The sequence below is a fragment of the Sunxiuqinia sp. A32 genome (assembly GCF_052690465.1).
In genome coordinates this window covers 122,806-144,276 of sequence record NZ_JBQYLI010000011.1, presented here as the reverse complement: position 1 = coordinate 144,276, position 21,471 = coordinate 122,806, and the positions used below count along the sequence as shown (strand labels likewise).

Annotated in this window: 10 protein-coding genes; all 10 read left to right on the top strand. The window is 37.5% G+C overall.

From position 1 onward, the window contains the following. The first annotated feature begins 213 nt into the window (after positions 1-213). Entirely contained in the window at positions 214-2,613 is a 2,400-nt protein-coding gene (locus ACUNWD_RS12795; RefSeq protein WP_445588213.1) for an ABC transporter permease, read from the top strand. Between the two features lie 82 nt (positions 2,614-2,695). Then, positions 2,696-4,984: an FtsX-like permease family protein gene (locus ACUNWD_RS12790; protein ID WP_445588212.1), complete on the top strand. Its 2,289-nt coding sequence runs from the start codon at positions 2,696-2,698 to the stop codon at positions 4,982-4,984. A gap of 29 nt (positions 4,985-5,013) precedes the next feature. Then, positions 5,014-7,350 carry an ABC transporter permease gene (locus ACUNWD_RS12785; protein ID WP_445588211.1) on the top strand — a complete coding sequence of 779 codons (2,337 nt, stop codon included), beginning with the start codon at positions 5,014-5,016 and terminating at the stop codon, positions 7,348-7,350. A 33-nt stretch (positions 7,351-7,383) separates the two neighbouring features. Continuing rightward, entirely contained in the window at positions 7,384-9,735 is a 2,352-nt protein-coding gene (locus ACUNWD_RS12780) for an ABC transporter permease (protein ID WP_445588210.1), read from the top strand. 74 nt (positions 9,736-9,809) lie between these two features. After that, positions 9,810-12,191 carry an ABC transporter permease gene (locus ACUNWD_RS12775; protein ID WP_445588209.1) on the top strand — a complete coding sequence of 794 codons (2,382 nt, stop codon included), beginning with the start codon at positions 9,810-9,812 and terminating at the stop codon, positions 12,189-12,191. Between the two features lie 153 nt (positions 12,192-12,344). Further along, positions 12,345-13,340 carry a DUF4097 family beta strand repeat-containing protein gene (locus ACUNWD_RS12770; protein ID WP_445588208.1) on the top strand — a complete coding sequence of 332 codons (996 nt, stop codon included), beginning with the start codon at positions 12,345-12,347 and terminating at the stop codon, positions 13,338-13,340. Between the two features lie 381 nt (positions 13,341-13,721). Beyond that, the gene (locus ACUNWD_RS12765) at positions 13,722-14,093 is read left to right on the top strand and encodes a carboxypeptidase-like regulatory domain-containing protein (RefSeq protein WP_445588207.1); all 372 of its coding nucleotides are present in this window, start codon (positions 13,722-13,724) and stop codon (positions 14,091-14,093) included. Positions 14,094-14,165: 72 nt separating this feature from the next. Beyond that, complete coding sequence (locus ACUNWD_RS12760; protein WP_445588206.1) at positions 14,166-16,514, top strand: ABC transporter permease; 2,349 nt, start codon at positions 14,166-14,168, stop codon at positions 16,512-16,514. Positions 16,515-16,567: 53 nt separating this feature from the next. Continuing rightward, positions 16,568-18,904, top strand: a complete 2,337-nt coding sequence (locus tag ACUNWD_RS12755) for an ABC transporter permease (RefSeq protein WP_445588205.1) — start codon at positions 16,568-16,570, stop codon at positions 18,902-18,904. A gap of 100 nt (positions 18,905-19,004) precedes the next feature. Continuing rightward, on the top strand, positions 19,005-21,422 hold the full coding sequence (locus tag ACUNWD_RS12750; RefSeq protein ID WP_445588204.1) for an ABC transporter permease: 2,418 nt from the start codon (positions 19,005-19,007) through the stop codon (positions 21,420-21,422). Positions 21,423-21,471 lie beyond the last annotated feature (49 nt).

The window sequence follows — 21,471 nt, the reverse complement described above, 5'->3', positions numbered from 1 at the left end:
ACATTGAAAATGTGATTAAACGAATTGAAACAACAATCATACACCGACTTGAAAGTCCCCCTTTGGGGGATTTAGGGGAAATATTACTGACAAAGTTGGAAAGCGGCCACCCGAAATCCCGACATCTCGCGGATGGAAGCCTTACGTTACGAATAAAATGAAAAATCCTGCCTATGCTGTATTAATAGCTCAGGATAAATAGAAATGGAAATTATGAACAGAATTAAGTTTTTTATCCGAAGAAATTTTATCAATAGCAAAATGACTGTTTTGAACATTGCCGGGCTAACACTCGGAATGTTCACATTCCTTTTCATCTATTTTTATTTTTATTCGGAAAATAATTATGACCAGTTTCTGCCCAATGCCGATAGCCTTTATCACGTACAATGGGAAGTTGAAAAAAATGGGAACAGTTCGTTGTATTCAACTACCCCAATGCCTTTTGCGGAAACAGCTTGTAGTGAAGTTCCCGGAATTGATAATTGGTGCACTTATTGTTCCATTTACGAAACAGCAATTTTAGATAACGGAGAAACAGATTTCCTCAATCCCAAAGTACTGTATTCCAATCCCGGATTTCTCTCGATGTTTCAATGCAAAGCAATTAACGGGGATCTGAAAAATGCAATTGAGCCAGGGAAAGTGGTTCTAACACGTTCTGCTGCTAAAAAATATATTGGTACCGTTAATGCCACCGGGAAGCAGTTTAAATTACTCCACGACAAAAAAGCTCCTCTACTTGTAACTGTTGCTGCCGTTATAGAAGATATTCCTCAAAACAGTAATATTCATTTCGAAATGGTTGGCAGCATCGACGATTACGTGCAATTGATCGGCGATTGGATCAACTCCTGGAACATAAAAGCTTGTCAATCCTACATTGCCGTTCACAAAGGCACGAGCATTGCGCAAGTAGACAAACAACTTTCAAAGTTGATTGACAAGTACGTTAATAGTAAACAGGATCAATCTCAAGGTAGCATAACGGTTTCAACTGAAAAAATTTCAGAAAAACACTTTCAAAAAAATTATACATTCCAAATGCCATCAGAGAAATTTGTAAGCCGATTATCTCTGCAAATTATTTTGGCAGTCGGAATTATTACCTTGCTGATTTCGTGGCTTAATTACATCAACTTCCTGAATTTCCATCAAAGCAAACATTTTAAAGAAATTGGTATCCGGAAAATAATTGGGTCGACAAAAAGCCGGTTAATTGTTAGCCTGTTAAAAGAATCGCTGGTATTTACGGCAATCCCTGTTTCAATTACATTAATCTTGTTTTTCTGGCTGGCACCTTCGCTCTACCAGATGTTTCACCTCAATATGAATGGAATTGAAATTGATTTCTATTCCTTTTGGCCAGTAACCATCGGGTTATTTTTAATTGGTTCGGCATTATCGGCCTTGCACCCAATTATAAAAATCAGCGGAATACAGCCTCTGAAATTAATGCAACAGAAAAATACGCTCGCGGTCAAGAACAACAGGGGAGCCGTTATATTGATTGCTCAATTCACTCTCTCCATGGTACTGATTTCAGGAATCTTGGCAATAAACAAGCAGAACAGTTTTTTGGGTCAGCAAAAGCTGGGATTCACGGCCAACAACATTATGGTTCTGCCTGCTCCGATAACTTCTGATTTCGAATCGTACAACAAGAAAATGGAACTTTTTAAAGATCAGGCATCTCAATTACCCGGAATTGTAGCCTTATCAGCATCAAGCTCCATTCCGGGCAAGAAGCTAACCACCGAACATTTTGGTCTAAAAAACAGGGAAGAAACCATAAATAAATACGTGGGGCTTTCGTGCGACGCAGACTATTTCGAGGTTATTAATACTAATTTTCTGGCTGGACATAGTTTTAGTAAAAATCCGGAAATAAGTCGCAACGAAATTGTTATTAATAAAACCCTGTTGCATAAGCTAGGCTTTACGAATCCTGCCGATGCAATTGATCAACCCACGAACTGGGGCAATATGAAAATTGTAGGCGTGGTTGACGATTATCATCACACTTCGTTGCACGATAACTTTCAACCCATGCTTTTCCACTTTGGACTTGACAGGCTTTCTTTTTTGATGATTAAAGCCGATAAACAAATGCGCAAACAGCAAATAGATGAACTCAGTGGTATGTGGCAGCATATTTTCACCGACAGCCCCTTTGAATATACGCTGTTGAAATCGGAGTATGAACAGCAATATGCTGGTGATAAACAACTTTCTAAAATCGTTCTGCTGTTTTCAATTATTTCGATTCTAATTTCCACGCTTGGCCTAATCGGAACATCGCTGAATACTTCTGATACACGTACCAAAGAAATCGGGATAAGAAAAGTAAACGGAGCCAAAATATCGGAAGTGATGACGATGCTTAATAGAGACTTTGTAAAGTGGGTTGCAATCGCCTTCGTAATTGCCACGCCCATTGCATATTATGCCATGAATAAATGGCTCGAAAACTTCGCCTATAAAACAGAATTAAGCTGGTGGATTTTTGCCCTGTCCGGAATACTGGCGCTGGGAATTGCATTGTTGACTGTAAGCTGGCAGAGCTGGCGGGCAGCGAAAAGAAACCCGGTCGAAGCTCTCCGATACGAATAGTAAGGAGGGCTGAGATCCCGAGAACTCGTGGATAGAGGCATTGAGGTATGAATAATAAAGTAAATTGAGAATAAGAAAAAATATGAGGACTAATTTTATCATAGCATTTAGAAATCTCTACAGAAGTCAAATATCTGGAATATTAGGAATACTTGGATTTGCAATTGGGTTTGCAGTCTGCCTGGTTATTGGCGCTTATATTTATGGAGAACTAAACGTTGATCACCACCAAAAAAACTATCGAAATATCTTTCGACTTGTTGACTCAACTACTGACAATTGTGAAATTGATTATCGGTTACATGATATTTTAAAGGAAAAATACGCATCAATTAAGCAAGCAGTTCCTGTTGAGATACAACCAGATTTAAATGCTGACACCTATACTGATGAACACTCATACTACATTCAAGGATTAATAGCTACCACAAATGACTTCTTCGATATTTTTCCAATTCAAGTGCTGAAATGCATGGATACAGAGAATCCATTTGCTGACATTAATTCCTCCATTTTAACAAAATCTGCTGCTCAAAAGATATTTGGAAATGTCAACCCTCTCGGTCAGTCATTAAAAGTGTCTCACATGCAAACTACTGTTAGTGCAATAGTCGCAGACTTCGATGCCGGTTCAAGTTTTACTGGACAAATATTTTTGAATTCAGCAAACGAAAATTTCAGACTTAATAGTAATTGGGCTAAGGGTGAAATATTCAATACCACAAACCACTTTGTTTTATTAGAGGAAAATACACAAATTGATCAGCTCACGACAGAATTAAACCGATCAATTGGAAATTACAGCAAGCAAATAAGCACAATTAAATTACAGGCACTTACTAACATTTATTTAAATACCACGATACGTGATAAAAGCAGACATGGAAGCAAATCACTCATTATAACTATTTCAGTAATTGGAATTCTGATATTGCTTTTATCAATCATTAATTACATCAATTTCGCCATCGCCTTACAGCTTAAAAAACTGAACTTAATTGGCATTAAAAAGACAAATGGGGCTGGTATTTGGAATATCGTATTTTATTTTATTACTGACGTTTTCGTTTGGGTAATCCTATCACTCTCACTTTCAATTTTAATCGTTTATGTTTCACTCCCCTTATTCAATCGACTATTTCAGCAGCAATTACAGGTCGAATTATTTTACTCCTTCCCAATGATTGTTGGGGGTGCCATATTTTTATTGCTGATTGTTGTTGTTTCCGTTGTACCTGTACTTCTTCTGCTGTCCAGATTCAGCATTCAGGATTTCCTGAAAAACAACCTGCGAAATAATAAAAAGAGAAACTCTTCTAACTTCCTGTCTGTATTTCAGTTGTCTGTATCTATTGTTTTGCTGATCGGATTAATTGTAACGGTAAATCAGATTGCTCATATGAAACATCAAAATCTTGGTTTTGACGATCAGTTATTGCTGCACGTTGCCATTCCCTACAAAGCATTAAACGAGCAGAGTTTCAAGAATGAGTTATTAAAACATCCATCTATCGAGAAAGTCAGTTTGAGTGCAGGAATTCCTGGTAAGATATCAAATAAGATGAATAATCCTGCCTGGCCATACACACTTAATTTTATTGATATCGATAACGATTTTATTGAAACAATGGGAATTACGCTCTTGGATGGAAGACTACTGACTCCGAATGACAAGGACAATTGCATTGTAAACCAAGCAACGCTTAATGCACTTGAATATACTGACTATCAAAATAAAAAAGTGAACGGAATGAATATCGTGGGCGTTGTCCACGACTTCAATTTTGCCTCATTGCATCAAAAAATTCAACCCATAATAATGAAAATCGGCGAAGGACGTGATGTAAGCATTCGTATCGCAAATGGAGAAATTGCTCCTGCCATCGAATATATAAGAAACACTTGGGGAAAGATGACCTCGAATACTCCATTGCAATATCAATTTTATGATTCGTGGTTTGATTCTCTTTACAAGAAAGAGGAGCAGCTTGGAAACGCTATTACGATACTTGCACTTGTTGCTATTGCCATTACATGTTTAGGACTATTAAGTCAGGTTATTCAAATAGCAAGTCAAAAAACCAAAGAAATTGGTATCCGTAAAGTAAATGGTGCTAAAATTTCTGAAGTGATGACGATGTTGAATAAAGACTTTGTGAAATGGGTAGCCATTGCTTTTATCATAGCTACTCCAATTGCATACCTCGCTATGAATAAATGGCTTGAAAACTTTGCCTACAAAACAACATTAAGCTGGTGGATTTTCGCACTGGCCGGCCTACTAGCTTTGGGTATTGCTTTGTTGACGGTGAGTTGGCAGAGTTGGAAAGCAGCAACGAGGAATCCGGTGGAGGCGTTACGATATGAATAAAGAGACAACTAATTAGAAATAATTACACTATGTTCAAATTGTATTTTATACGGGAATTAAGGTCTTTACTGAAGAACAATTACATCTCGGCACTAAAAATTAGTGGACTGGTTGTTGGTCTTTGGGTTTTTATGGCCGCAGGTTATTACGTATTACATGAAACGAGCTTTGACTCTTTTCAAAATTCAGCGGAGAATAAATATAGTATGGAATGCCGTGATAAGTTTGGGGAGGATTATTTTCAATTTCCGTTACCTTATGTTCTTTGTGAATCCTTCACCGATCGTTATCCCAAGGTGGTTAGAAATACTAGCTTCGACAGTAGAACCACCAACATTTACATTAAACAGGAAAACAATCTCATAAAATCAGACTATACTGAAATTGGATTTGTTGAGGAAAACTTTTTCGATTTCTTCGCTTTCAGGTTTATTGTTGGTAGTGCAGAAGAAAGCTTTAATACTTCTAATCCTCTGATTATATCGGAGGATGTTGCGCTAAAAAGTTTTGGGAAAGTTGATGTTGTAGGCACGCCTGTCACTCTTATTGTGGAAGATCAACTTCTTAATTACACCATTACAGGTATTATCGAAAATCCACCAAGCAACTCAAATGTCAATTATCATTGGATCGGAAGTCTTTCTCATTTCTCACAAGTTCAGGGCAAAACGGATTACAAATCGGACTGGAACTACCAGTGTAAAAACTTTGTTGAACTGGCACCTGGAACTGATCTTTCTGATTTCGCTGCAAAACTTTCGCAGGATTATGTCAGGCTTGCACAATTAGAAAATGTACCAGATCTATTATTTACTTCATTAAAAACCTTGCATAGTAACAATCGGCTGAACATCTTTATCACGCTGAGCATACTTATACTTCTAATTTCAATAATCAACTATGTGTTGTTGTCTACAATTGAAAAAACACAACAAATGCGCTGTTGGGGTATCGAGAAAGTTTCTGGTGCCAGAAAATTCCATTTATTTTTAATGAACTCTATATCAGTATTAATCTATACGTTTATAGCTTTTATCCTTACGCTCGGATTATTTAGACTTACCTTACCCTACTTCCCTAATTTAATTGGCAGCGATGTTCCATTCAATGCAATTCTTGATATAAAAAAGATTATCATCGGGGCATTACTTTGTTCTTTTTCAATCATTTTGCTTTCGTCAATTATCAATCAATGGATTAGCGGCAATATTAAACCCCTGGAAATTCTTCAAAATAAATTGAGTAAAGGAATTGCTGGTAAAGTTCTTTTTAACTCCCTCCTAACATTCCAGCTGATAGCTTTTATTGCTTTAATATCTGCATCTATTCTTATTCAGAAACAGTTGACATTTATGCAAAAAAGCGATCTCGGTTTTAATAAAGAATCGTTGATTTCAATGAATATTGCACCTGACGATGTTCATTCTTACTCAGTCTTTAAAAACGAATTGTTAAAAACCACCAGCATCAAAAATATTGCTGGAACCAGTAATCTCCCACTTACAAAAATGAGCATGATTTATGGCGAAGCATATACCGATAGTCTGGGCAATAAACAGATAAAAACAACAGAGTTTATTAATGTTGATAATGACTTCTTCAAGACCATGGAAATCAAATTCAGCCAGGGTGCCGATTTTAAAGAGAATGCTGAAAATCAATGCATCGTTAATCAAACCCTGATTGAAGAACGCGGAGTTAAAGACCCTCTAAATGAAACAATTAAACTGGGCGGAACAGAATACCGTATTTGTGGAGTTATTGAAGACTTTCACTTCAAATCAATGCAAATGTCGATAATGCCATTTGTAGCTCACTGCAATCCCGATAAAATATCGCATGCGGTTATTCGGTTTTCCGGTAATCCTGCAGAAGCAATCGATCGAATAAAAAGTGCTGCAAAAAAATACCTGCCCAACACCATTTTTGAATACGAGTTCTTCGATCAACGAATAAAGGCAGCTTATAATTCTGAAAGACGGTTTAGTAATATAATTAATTTGCTAACAGCACTTTCGATATTTATTGCGATACTAGGTTTACTGGGAGTCTCCTATTTCTCTTCTCTCCTAAGGATCAAGGAAATTGGCATCCGCAAAGTAAACGGAGCCAAAATATCAGAAATTCTTGCAATGCTCAACAAGGACTTCGTGAAATGGATAATTATTGCGTTTGTAATCGCTACACCAGTTGCATATTTTGCAATGAACAGATGGCTTGAAAACTTTGCCTACAAAACCGATTTAAGCTGGTGGATTTTCGCACTGGCCGGCCTGCTTGCATTGGGATTTGCCCTGTTAACCGTGAGTTGGCAAAGCTGGCGGGCAGCCACTCGGAATCCGGTGGAGGCGCTGCGGTATGAATAACGAACGTAAATTTGAAAAGTAAACTGAAGTATCATGAACCTGTTAAAATCCATCTTTCGAAGTTTCATTAAATTCAAATACTATTCTGGCATTAATTTATTTGGATTAGTGCTTGGATTAACCTGTTCAATCACACTGTTTCTTTATGTCAGTTTCGAGTTTTCATTCGATCAATTTCATGCCGATAAGAATCGCATCTTTCGAATTAATGAAATATCGACCAGCCCAAAAAAAACAGAAAAATATCCGTTGGTGAGAATTCCTGTTGGTCCGGATTTGAAAGCAGCATTTCCACAGATTGAGGATTTTTCCCGGTTAAAGCCGAACCGTCAGAATTTACGACTGGAGTTCGGAGAAAAAAGCATCTCAATCAATCAGTCTGTCTATGCTGATGCCAACTTTTTTCAATTCTTCTCATTTGGGTTGAAGCTGGGAGAACCTGCTACGTTATTAGTCGATGAAAGAAGTATCGTGCTAACCGAGAATGTAGCGGGTCGGTTGTTTGGAGATCAAAACCCGGTGGGAGCAACCATTACATGTAACAATAAGTACTATGTCGTGAGCGGGATTGCAAATGACGTACCCTTAAATTCACATATTCCTTTTGATGCGGTATTTCCGATTGAACCACAAATTAAAGCTCCCGGCACTTATATTTCATGGGATGGCGGAATGTCTGCCACTACGTTCATCAAATTGTATCAAGCCAATCAACTTGCCGAATTGGAAAGCCAGATGCCCGATTTTCTCTGGAAAAAAACGAATAAAGCCAATGAGGGTAGCGGATTCTTTACCGAATTTGAGTTGGAACCCCTTGCAAGGATTCACGTTCACTCAACGGTCGATTGGGACCCGTTTCTCAAAAAATCCTATACAAATCTGATGACCCTTTTTGGTATTGGTCTCCTGATTTTATTGATAGCGATTGTGAATTACCTCTTTATTAGCAATGGCACACTGATGCTTCGTTCAAAAGAATTTGCCATTAAAAAATATCTGGGTATTAGTAAATTTAATATTGTCAGGCGATTCCTGTTGGAGTCGTTTTTACAGTACTTTGCTGCCAGTGTTATCGCGATTTTCGTTTTGATGTTGTTGCGGCCGGGTATCGAGAAGCTATTCGGCGATGTTTTTATTCTTCCGCAAATATGGAAAAGCTTACCTGTACTAATCGGCATTCTCCTTGCTATCAGTGTGCTTTCCGGGCTTATTCTTTATGGCAGTTTTCGCAGCAACCTGGGCACTCAATCGCAGCCAGCCATGGTTTCTTCGCCTTTCAGGAACAAGAAAATTGCCTACGTATCGGCGCTCCAATTTTGTATCTCGATTGCACTTATTGCCTCAATTCTGATTGTATACAAACAATTAAACTTTGCGCTTCATAAGGATTTGGGATTCAAAGCGGAGAATATCATCAATCTGATGCACGGAGAAATTGGGGCCAAAAGTGAAACACTGATTGCCGAATTGAAAAAAGTACCGGGAGTTGCAAATGCTTCAGCGAGCTTTGGAATTCCGGGTCTGGAGTCCACCCAAAATGGCTATAAACCAGAAGGAGAAGACCAGTGGCAAATGTACAATGCCCTTCATGTTGATGATCATTTTTTCGATACCTACCATGTTGAGCTTCTTGATGGACGTAATTTCAGGGAAGGGCGGAATATAGATGATAAATCCTTTATCATAAACGAAACACTTGCCAAACAATTGGGGTGGACAAATCCTGTTGGGAAGACCATTTTCAGAGATGGCAATCACGAAATAGTCGGCGTTGTCAAAGATTTCCAGATTTCTTCGATTTATGAAAAAATACCGCCGCTTATTATATCAAAAGAAATGCAGTCCTACTTCTATACCTTGTCGATTGCGCTCCGTCCCGATAATATACCGGAAACTCTTAAGCAAATTGAGAAGATTTGGATCCAGGTCATTCCAGGCTCCTCTTTCGATTATTTTTTCCTGGATCATCGCATCAACAGTATGTATGACAATGTCCAGCGAACCATTCGCATACTTCTGGTTTTCACCGGAATTTCAATCCTGATTTCAATTCTTGGCTTGTTTGGAATAACGCTTTTGTTGCTTCAGGGAAAGACGAAAGAAATTGGTATCCGGAAAGTGAATGGCGCAAAAGTATCCGAAGTAATGACCATGCTAAATAAAGACTTTATAAAATGGGTGATCGTTGCCTTTACGATAGCTACACCAATTGCATATTACGCCATGAACAAGTGGCTTGAAAATTTTGCCTACAAAACCACTTTAAGCTGGTGGATTTTCGCCCTAGCTGGACTACTTGCTCTGGGAATTGCATTGTTAACTGTGAGTTGGCAGAGCTGGAGGGCAGCAACGAGGAATCCGGTAGAAGCACTAAGATATGAGTAAGCAGAGCACCTCAATAATGAATCAGCTAATGGTCGATATACTGCAGTATAATTAAATAGAAATTGTAAACAAAAATGATAAATCTGATAATTAGATACATAAAAACTACTTTTCGCAATGCAGTAAAAAACAAATACATTTCATTGCTGAATTTGTTTGGATTAACCATAGGATTAACGTGTACGTTACTTCTTATCCTGTGGGTATCCCATGAATTGAGCTTTGACCATTTTTTTGCAAATAGCGAAAACATTTATCAGGTCAATTTTATGGGCGAGCAAAATAATAAGGAAGTTAAGGTATGCTCCACACCTCAAGGTATTGGAGTTGAAGCGAAAAAAATATTTCCTGAAGTCATCAATTTTACTCGTATACGTAAGCATAATCGGGCTGTTTTTAAAATTGAGGATCAACAATTTTACGCTGATGAAGGATTTTATGCCGATTCAACTTTTTTTTCTGTTTTTTCATTTGAAGGAAAACTTGGTGACTTATCTAATTCATTAAATAAACCTGACCAAGTCGTTATTGACGAATATTTGTCTGCCAAGTGTTTTGGCACGAAGTATCCATTAGGGGAAAATATAAATATAAATGGAAGAGATTACTCTGTTAGTGCTGTTGTAAAAGATGTAGCATCAAATTCACATTTACAATTTCACTACCTGATACCAATACTTAATCTTTCTGAGGGTTGGCAGAATACAAAATGGACCAGCGATAATTGTTTTCAATATCTTGTAGTAAATCATGCTGCAAACATACCTGAACTAGAGAAAAAATTGACTAACCTGGTCAGGAGTAAGTTTATTGTTTGGAAACAATTAAATGCTTTCATAAAGTTGTACCCGTTACATGAGATTCATTTTAGGTCTGGATATCTCCTGGATTATGCTGTTTTGGGAAATAAACAAAATGTTTTTGTTTTAGGCCTAATTTCATTTCTGATTCTGTTAATAGCATGTGTAAACTTTACAAATATTTTTATTTCTACATCGTTAAAACGCACAAAATCAACTGGAGTTAAAATTGTATCGGGAGCTAACAAAGCTGGAATTATTAAAGAATTTGCTTTTGAGGTTTTTCTATTTATTCTTATATCATTCCTGATTTCTTTTGGGTTGCTCTATCTAATGTTGCCAGTATTCAATAATCTGGTCAACTCAGAATTACATATAACAATATTTAGCCTAAAGTTCCTTTCAATAAGTTTTGCAGTAATTATCCTCACTTTATTGATGTCAGGACTTTTCCCTGGTTTCTATATTACACGTTTTAATGTCGCGTCAGTTTTAAAGGCCGGCTATTCGGGAGTCAAGGGGAACAAAAATAAGTTGCAACATGGCTTGGTAACTATTCAATTCATAATTGCTATCATACTTATCATTTCAGTGCTGGGCATCCAAAAGCAAGTTCATTTTTTACAAAATAAACAATTGGGATTTGATAAAGATAAGGTATTGTATGTTAGGACTTATGGTGAGTTAGATAATACTCAAAACATTAAACTAATGGCGTCAGAATTGTCACAAATCCCAAGTATTGTTGCCATTTCATCGCGCAGTTCTTTACCGACCCAACTTGTAAATGGAGGGCAAATGCAACTAAGTTCAAACCCAGATCATAAAGTACATGGCGAACGTGTTGAAGTTGGGGAAGGCTATTTTGATTTAATGAATATAAAGTTCATTGAAGGGGGACAAAAATTTGACTATTCTAACGAGCAAATCAATACCTGTATTATAAACGAAATTGCAGCCAAACGACTTCTCCTTAAACCTCCGTATTGTGGACAGTTCGTATTTGACTTAAATCAAGGACATGATTTGAAAATTATTGGTGTAATACCAAATATTAATACCAAATCCCTCAATTCAGAAGTAACACCTTGCCTATACACAAAGGCTTATAATTACAATGCCAATGGAGTTGTCCTATTTAAGTTGGCTAGTAATTTGGAACCTGCAATTAACCAAATTAAAGCCTACTGTGAAAAATATAACAGCGCTGTTCCTTTCGAATACCATTTTTTAGATGAGGTGTATGACAATTTATATGTGAATGAAATTCGGGTTCAAAAAATTCTGATCTGGTTCTCCATCATCTCAATTCTGCTTACGAGCCTTGGTCTATTAGCGATGTCGTTTTTTATGACAGAAAAACGAACCAAGGAAATCGGCATTCGGAAAGTGAATGGAGCTAAAATATCAGAAGTATTGACTCTGTTAAATAGAGATTTTATAAAGTGGGTGATGATTGCTTCCATTATTGCCGCCCCAATTGCCTGGTATGCCATGAATAAATGGCTCGAAAACTTTGCCTACAAAACTAGTTTAAGCTGGTGGATATTTGCTCTTGCCGGAGTAATGGCTTTGGGTATCGCATTGCTAACTGTTTCATTTCAATCGTGGAAAGCAGCCACACAGAATCCCGTAGAAAGTTTACGATATGAATAGTCTAATGGTGAGTTGTTGCTAAGAACTCGGAAGCGAGCTGCTACGAGGAATCCGGAAGAAGTATTGCGGTCTGAATAAAATTAATAGTAACAATTCTAAAAGTTTGTCGTCATATAGTTAATAGTCAGACAAAACCATTAAATCAAGATCATTATGAAAACTCAAAAAAACTTCAAACTTTTTACAATAATTGTAGTGTTAACTGCAGTGCTTTCGCTGAACGGATTTTCAGAAAATAACCGTCCCAGTATCACAAAAACTTTTGATCTGAACCAGCCGGGTAAACTTCACGCTGTTTCGTCAGGAGGCGGAGTAACCGTCCAAGCTCACGATCAGGCTAAAGTGGTTATTCAGGCATTTGTTAGAAAAAATGGCAAACTTATTTCTCCAACCGACAGATCATTGGATGAAGTATTGGATGACTTTGACATCGATTTTTCAAAAAGCGGATCTACAATTTCAGCGATTGTTAAACGCAAGTCCCTAATGAATTTCTGGAGAAACAATGTAGGTATTTCACTAACCATTACTGTGCCAAAAGAAATGTCATGCGAGGTCTCGTCAAGTGGTGGCGGTTTAAAAATTTCCGGTGTAAAAGGAACACACGAATTCTCGAGCAGTGGTGGTGGAGTAAAACTGGAAAATACCAGCGGAACCACAAAAGCAAGCTCTTCGGGAGGAAGTGTTAAGGCAGCAAATCACAACGGAGATATCCGTTTAAGTTCGAGTGGTGGAGGCGTTAGCCTAAATGGGGCTCACGGAAGAGTGTATGCCCACAGCTCCGGTGGCGGAGTACACTTGGAAGATATTCATGGAGCAGCAGATGCTTCGAGCAGTGGAGGCGGTGTTAGTGTAACCGGAGAAGCCTCATCGGTGAAAGCCAAATCGAGCGGTGGATCGGTACACGTAGATATTCGCAATTTAACTGAGGAACTATACTTACAATCAAGTGGTGGTGGTGTTTCTGCGATTATACATGGTGGCGATCAATTGGGACTTGACCTGGATTTAAGTTCCGGCAGAGTGAATATTGACCTTCATAATTTTTCAGGCACCTCCGAAAAAGATCGTGTAAAAGGTTCGATGAATGGCGGTGGAATACCAGTTTACATGCATGCATCCGGAGGTAATGTGAATGTGGAATTCTGATAATGGAAAGGTCGATATGACAACTGAATTTTCATTTCTGCAACACCAATTCCATTAATGCTAATTGAATGGCTCGAAGGTTTTGCTTTGACAACCTCTTTGAGTTGGATAAACTTTTCTCTTATAGGTTTGCTGGAAAATAGGAAAACAGCAATTAGAAACCTTGTTGAAACCTTATGCAGTGAGTAAGGCTGAAAACCTTGACAGCCTATCTTCAGGGTAAAGACACTAAAGGATCGGTGACAAAATTATTGACGTTAAGTGTGTGATAATTTGACAGGTTGCACCCATCACATTTCCTATATCATTGATATTCACCCATTAATGCTGACGGCATGGTTTATGAAATGCTCAATAAGCATGAACCATAATCGATAAATGATGAAAACAAAACTGTCCCTTTTAATCGCCCTTTTCGTTTCTATTTTCATCGCTTGTAACCAATCAAAAGCAACCAAGGAAAAAGAACCGGAACCAAATAGTACCGAGAAAGTCACCATCGAAAAGAAAGATCCAATTGTTGCCAAAGGAGTGTTACTAAATGAGAAAAACGATGAACCGATAGGTATGGCAATGGTAATTATTGCCGGAACCAAAGTTGCTACGATGTCTGATCAGGACGGTAAATTTCAAATTGAAGCTCCTGCCGAAGCCAAACAACTCATCTTTAGTGCTTCCGGATTCGAGTCCCTGAAAGTAAAAATTGATGGTGAAAAAGAGATGACCGTTAAACTGCAACCAAAAACAGAATAATAGAATCAAGCGCTCATGATTCTCCACAATATAAAATCGGCATTTCGATATTTCCTAAAACAAAAAATGTTTGTGGGAATCAACCTATTGGGTTTAATAATTGCATTTTCAGTTTCCTCATTAATCATGCTTTATGTAATTAATGAATTGAAATACGACGCAGGTCACAAAAATGCAAAACACATTTATCGTATCATAAACAATATAGAATCAACCGGGACGACTGATGCACTGACGACTCTCGATTTAGGTCCACTTATTCAGGAAAATATTCCGGAAGTGGAAGATATGACCCGCTTAACAAATGCTAAATCATGGGTGATTATTAATGGAGAAGAAATCAAGTCGAAATCAATTTTTGTTGATCCCGGGTTTGTTGAAATGTTTACTCTAAAAAGTAAAGAAAAACAGACAGCCTCTTTGCTAGAGGACCCAAATTCAGTATTAATTACTGAAGATCTTGCGCAACGAATATTTGGCAATGCCTACCCCGTAGGGAAAGAGATCAAAATAAAATTTCCAAAGGGTGAATATTTTTTCCAGGTAAAAGGAATCATTGATAATTTCAGCAATTTTTCATCTGTAAATGGCGATTTGCTTTTAAATTTTCAATTCTTCCACAAAAATCTGTGTAGTGCATTCATAGAATCATACCCATACTTTACCACCTTTCTAATGATCAAACCAAGCGCAAATATCGCGTTTGTGGAAGATAAAATCAATAAGGCCAACATCGAAGAGTGGACCGGAATTTCAACATCCAAATACGAATTGCAAAAATACAGTCAAATGTATCTGCATTCGGATTACCTGAGCAATAATTTCTTTAAAAAAGGAAATGCACGGATAGTATACGGGCTGATGTTTTTGATTGTTCTGGTTGTATTGACTGCTTGCCTGAACTTTGGCATTTTGTCAACCGCTTGTGCCCTATCGCGAAATAAGGAAATTGGCGTAAGAAAAATAAACGGAGCTTCAACCAATCAAGTAAAGAAACAATTGATGTTTGAGTCGTATTTTCTTGCAGTTATTGCATTGCCGGTTTCACTTTTTATTGCAAAAGCTCTACTACCCTTTTTTAATAACTTTTTTAACCGAAAACTTGAATTCAATTTCCTTGAGAATTTTCCTTTCATATTGTCAATGCTGGGCTTGGTCGTATTAACCGCATCAGTTTCAGGAATTTTCACATCGTTCAGTACGAGCCAGATAACTCCAATTAGATTACTAAAAAAAGAAAATACAAAACTCAAGTTAGGCATTAACCTCAACAAAGTGCTGCTGACCGGCCAAATGCTCATTGTAATTTGGTTTCTCGCACTTGCGTTTCTAATTTTTAAGCAGATTAATTTTGCTCAAAAAAAAGGACTTGGATACAATCCCGAAAATTTGATCGTTTGTTCAGCGGTCAATCCGAATTGGAAGGGTGGCTTTGAAAATCCGGATATTGAAAATTTTAATAAACTGGAAGATTTAATCGCTCGCATAAAAGAACACCCTTCTATAAAAGATGTAACTCTTTTGTATGAAACTCCACCTTTGGGCGACCAACTTGGTTCAGGCGTTATTCAGCTAAAAGAAACCCATGAAACCTACCGAATTGCAACTATTGGCGGCATCGCTAATTTTCCCGAAATGTTAGGTTACAGGTTAAAAGAAGGGGGTTTTCTGACCGAAAATTATTCAGGAGATGCAAAAAATAATATTCTTCTAAATGAAGCTGCAGTAAAGTATTTGGGATTGAAAAATCCGGTAGGCACTCAAATTAGCATGGATGGTGCTGAAAATGCAAAAATTGTTGGAGTGGTTTATGATTTTAACTTTCAGTCCATGCGCAAAGAGATAGTACCGGTAAGAATTAGAAAAACCAATCGTTTTTTGCGATCTTTCGATGTGGTTGTCAGGTATCTTCCAGGCTCCGAAAATGAAGCTCTGTCTCATTTGAACAGTAGTTTTAGTCAGCTTTATCGGGGATACGAAACCGAGCTTGTTTTTCATGAAGAAAAAATGAAAGCCCTGTATGAAAAGGAAATTAACGAAGCCCGTGTGATTACCCTTGGAATTGTGTTGGCAGTTTTCATTTCAATTATGGGAATTTTTGGTATTTCCCTATTCTCCATCCGACAACAAGTAAAGGAAATTGGTATACGCAAAATAAACGGTGCCAAAATTCAATCGATTTTATACCTGATTAATTTGAATATTGTGAAGTGGGTAGGACTGGCTTTCGTTATTGCTACTCCTCTTGCCTGGTTATCGATGAACAAATGGCTCGAAAATTTTGCCTACAGAACCACATTAAGTTGGTGGGTATTTGCTATTGCTGGCTTGTTGGCTTTGGGAATTGCATTACTAACTGTGTCATTTCAATCGTGGAAAGCAGCCACACGAAATCCGGTGGAAGCGTTAAGATATGAATAACCGAATAGCAACAAATTAAACCCAATTATTTACGAATTTAGAATCAATACAATATGATCACGCATCACATAAAACAATCGTTTCGAGGTCTAAAAAAGAATAAATTATTCTCCTTCTTAAATATTGGCGGATTTGCTGTTAGCTTTTCAGTTTGTATGATCCTTGCCCTTTATACTTATAAAGAGTTCAATGTGGATAAAGATTATACTTCGCATTCAACAATCTATAGGCTTATTGATACAAAAACAAATTCGTGTCGTATTGATTTTGAATTTGCTCAGAAACTAAAGGAACAATATTCCGATATCAAATTGAGCATTCCTCTGAATTATATTTCTTTTTCTGGAGAAAACGTTTTCATAAAAACATTGGATAAGACTGATTATATCAAGTCAAAGGCGATGATTAGCACCACCAACGATTTTTTTAAGGCGTTCTCTGTACCAATCATTTCAGGGAATCCCAATGCCCCTTTTGCAGACTTGAATTCTGTTGTTATAACCAAAAGTGCTGCGATCAGATTATTTGGTAAAACAGATGTGTTAGGTGAAATTATTAACTTCGGTGATGTATTTGAACTTCCGGTAAGTGCTGTTTCTGAAGACTTACCAGCCAATTCGAGCTTCGATGCTGATGTATTTTACAATGGTGAAAACGAAAAATTCAGGTTTGCCCGCTCAAGCTACAATGGTATTAAATACAATCCAGTTGATATTTATGTCCAGTTGAATGATGAAACTGATGCCGCCCGATTTGCGACAATGGTTAATAAGAATATCCCGCCAAATAAATCACGTCTAGAAAGCATCGGTTTACAGAAACTGACCGACATTTATCTTACTACTGGAATTGAAGGAAATAGGAACAGAACAGGCAGTCTTGGAATGATACGTATTTTCCTTTCAATTGCCCTGCTAATAATGCTCTTGTCGGTTATTAATTATGTGAATTTCTCTCTGTCAAAGCAATTATCTACACTTAAAGAAATAGGAATAAAAATAACGAATGGCGCCGGAACAAGACAGCTGCGAAGCTATTATCTTGTCGATGTTAGCACCTCTGTTCTTATTGCTTTCATTCTTGCCTTAGTAATTACCAAAGTACTTCTTCCTTTTGCAGACAACCTTCTAGGTGTATCTTTGGACTTTAATTGGCTGTTTTCTCCTGTATTGATGGGCCTCTTTCTCCTTATTCTGCTCACGGTTATACTTATCTCATCGTTTGCTCCTGTGTATATTGTTTCAAAATTCGATGTGCAACGACTGTTTGGCATGAAACAATATGCTTTTGGAAAACAACATGGCAAAAAGGTGTTAACGGTATTTCAATTGTCGGCGGCCATCGCGCTATTGATCGGATTAATGGTGATACAAAAGCAAATTCACTATGTAAAATCTACTGACTTAGGATTTGACAAAGAACAATTGGTTCGAATTGATTTTCGAAAGGACATGATAAACATCGATGCAATGAAACAGCAAATCGACCAACTTCCATTTGTACAAAATTCAACGCTCAGTCACGGTGCCCCCGGAAGTATCTATATGACAATGTCCAGTGATATACATGACAAAAATAATTTTGATGTAGAAACTATAAACGTTGATGAAAAATTCATAGAAACCTTTGACATTCAATTGTTGCAGGGAAGAAAATTTGAAGCTTCCGATATTGGACATGCCTGCTATATTAACGAAGCAACATTCAAACGATTTGGATGGGATAACCTTGAAAACCGGAAAATAGACAGTGGAATAGATGAAGGTTTCAAGGTGATAGGAATTGTTAACGACTTTAATGTGGCATCGCTACATACGGGAATGGAACCTGTATGTCTGATATATCGTAAAAAATACACTTCAGTTAGCGTTAAACTAAGACAAGGTAATTTGGCTGAACAGATGAAACAACTCACCGCTATTTGGAAAGGTTTTGTTCCCGAAAATCCTATGATGTATACATTTTATGATTCCTTTTTTGATGCTTTTTATAAAAAAGAAGAGCGACAGGGGAAAGCTATTGCCACTTTCTCAATTATCACATTTATTATTACATGCCTGGGATTAATGGGGCAGATATTCCAAACCACAAACGCCCGAATCAAGGAGATTGGTATCAGAAAAGTGAATGGTGCAAAAGTATCAGAGGTTATGGGAATGCTTAACAAAGACTTTGTAAAATCGGTCATGATTGCTTTTATAATTGCAGCTCCGGCTACGTTCTTCGCCATGAATAAATGGCTCGAAAACTTTGCTTACAAAACCAGTTTAAGCTGGTGGATATTCGCTCTAGCAGGAACAATCGCGATGGGAATTGCCCTGTTGACCGTTTCGTTTCAAAGCTGGCGGGCAGCGACACGAAATCCTGTTGAGGCACTCAGGTATGAGTAAAGCGAAGATCCTCGATAGCGAAACTTGTTCCGTGCCTTTGGCCGGAAGCGTATCGGGATGGAAGCTTTACTATATGAATAATTAAAATAGAAAAATAACCATGTATAACAGAATTATATACGCATTGCGAAATATTAAGCGAAACAAGTTAAATGTGGCAATCACTACAATTGGACTTTCTATGGCACTTGCCAGTGTAATTATCATCTTTCTGTTTGTACGGCAAGAACATTCGTATAATGATTTCCACGAAAATGCAGATCGGATTTATCGCGTTAACTACTCGGTTACAATGAAAGATGGGACCAAAGGTTCTGATGAACTTACCAGGCCCGAACTTGCAAAATATCTTGAAGATAATGTTCCGCAAATAGAGCATGCCACAGCCTTTAGGATGGGATACATGGCCCAACTGGATTTAAAAGAAGAGAACCTCAGGATTGAACTGGGAATTGCTGAGCAGGAATTTTTCGATATGTTTAGCTTCGAGCTTTTAAAGGGAAACAGAAATGATTTGCTGGTTGATCCCACCAGTATTGTCATCACAAAATCGCTTGCACAAAAAATAACAGGTACAGAATCTCCTGACTACGATCAGCTTATTGGACAAGGCCTTGAGTTTACTTTCATTAAGGATGTAAGTTTTACCATAAAGGGGATACTTGTTGATGTTCCAAAAAATTCAACACTCGATTTTGAAGCAATCATTCCGTTTGAGCATCAGGGGCCATTCTGGCAATCGAACAATGCCCTTGGTAATTCTATCCTGTTTTATCAATTAAAAGAGGGTATTAATACTGAGCAGGCTAATAATCTGGTTGCTGATGAAGTTAAAGAATTTTATCAGATGGATATTGAAAAGGCACAAAAGGAAAACTTTCTTTCTTCTTCATCTGATTGCTTTCAACCATTCGTTCTTCCGCTAAAAAGTTTATACCTCGACAAAACTGTCGATGATTCAACATACCAACTTACAGGTAACAGAACTCAATTGCGGATTTTAACCATCATTGCACTTCTTATTTTATTCATCGCTTTTAGCAACTACATCATTTTAACCATTGGCCAATTCTATAAAAAGGCAAGCGAAGTAAGTATCAGAAAGTCGATGGGAGGAAAAAACGTCGATATTTTTAAAATGTTCCTGAGTGAAAATACAATCACCATATTGATTTCATATGTTGTAGGTGGGATGCTTGGCTATCTGTTAATTCCGTTATTTAATGACATTTCGGAGAGTCAGATCCACTTCAGTCTGATAAATTTTCCTTCACTTGCAGTTTTCTCTGTCTTGTCGATATTTTTACTGATTGCACTAACCAGTACCATACCTGTTTTTATTTTTCGAAAGGTTAAACCAACACTTTTGTCAACAAAAAAGTTGTTTGCAGGGACTAAGGCCGGAGCTTCGCAGGTATTTGTTGGATTACAATATGCATTAACTATTGTGCTTATTATAGCTACCATTTCCATTAATAAGCAAACCAATTACCTGAAAAATAAATCCCTTGGTTTTTCGGATAAGAATATTATTTCTTTGGATGTTCGGTATCTGAGCCAGTCAAAGGCGGCGGTTTTAAAGAACATATTAAACAACAAGGCAGGTGTTATTAATACCTCGTTAACCAACCGCGACTTTTTCGATGGTTATTCTACCAGTACATTCGAAGTGTCCAGTTCGGAAGTTTTGAATACATATATTTTTAAGGCTGATAATTACTTTATCCCTACGCTGAATCTTAAGATTATAGATAGTAGAAACTTCGCTGAAAGTAATGTAGATTCCGCCGACAGGTCAATAATTGTAAACGAGGAGTTTGTAAAAAAAATGAAGATTGTAGGTTCTCCCATCGGGCTTAATGTCAGAGGCGACCTGGATCAGTTCGAAATTATTGGTGTAGTAAACGACTACCAGTTTCTAACATCGAGGGAGAAAATCCAACCGATGGTTTTGTATTCGAATACAACTATTGGGAATGGCTACAGCTCTATTCTAATAAAATACAATCCACAGGATTTAAGCAATGTAATTTCTGCTATAAAAGATGGGTGGAAAGAGATGGACACAAAGGAAAACCTGAATTATACATTTTGGGATAAAGAGTTGGAGAATCGCTACAAGGCAGAAGAGCGATTAAGTAAAACAATACTTTATGCGTCGATTATTGCCATCATTATCCTATCCTTAGGGCTTTTCGGTTTAACCGTTTTGATATCAGCTCAACGAACACATGAAATAGGCATCCGAAAAGTTAATGGTGCCAGAATAGGCCAGGTTGTAATGATGCTTAATGCCAATTATTTGAAATGGGTATTTTTTGCTTTTACCCTTGCCTGTCCAATAGGATGGTCTCTAATTGTTAAATGGCTCGAAAACTTTGCCTACAAAACCACTTTGAGTTGGTGGATTTTTGCCCTGGCCGGAATAATGGCATTGGGAATAGTCCTGTTGACCGTTTCGTTTCAAAGCTGGCGGGCAGCGACACGAAATCCTGTCGAGGCACTCAGGTATGAGTAGCATCAATATAAAATGATTTGAAAGAAAAATCCGAATGAAAAAAGAGAGC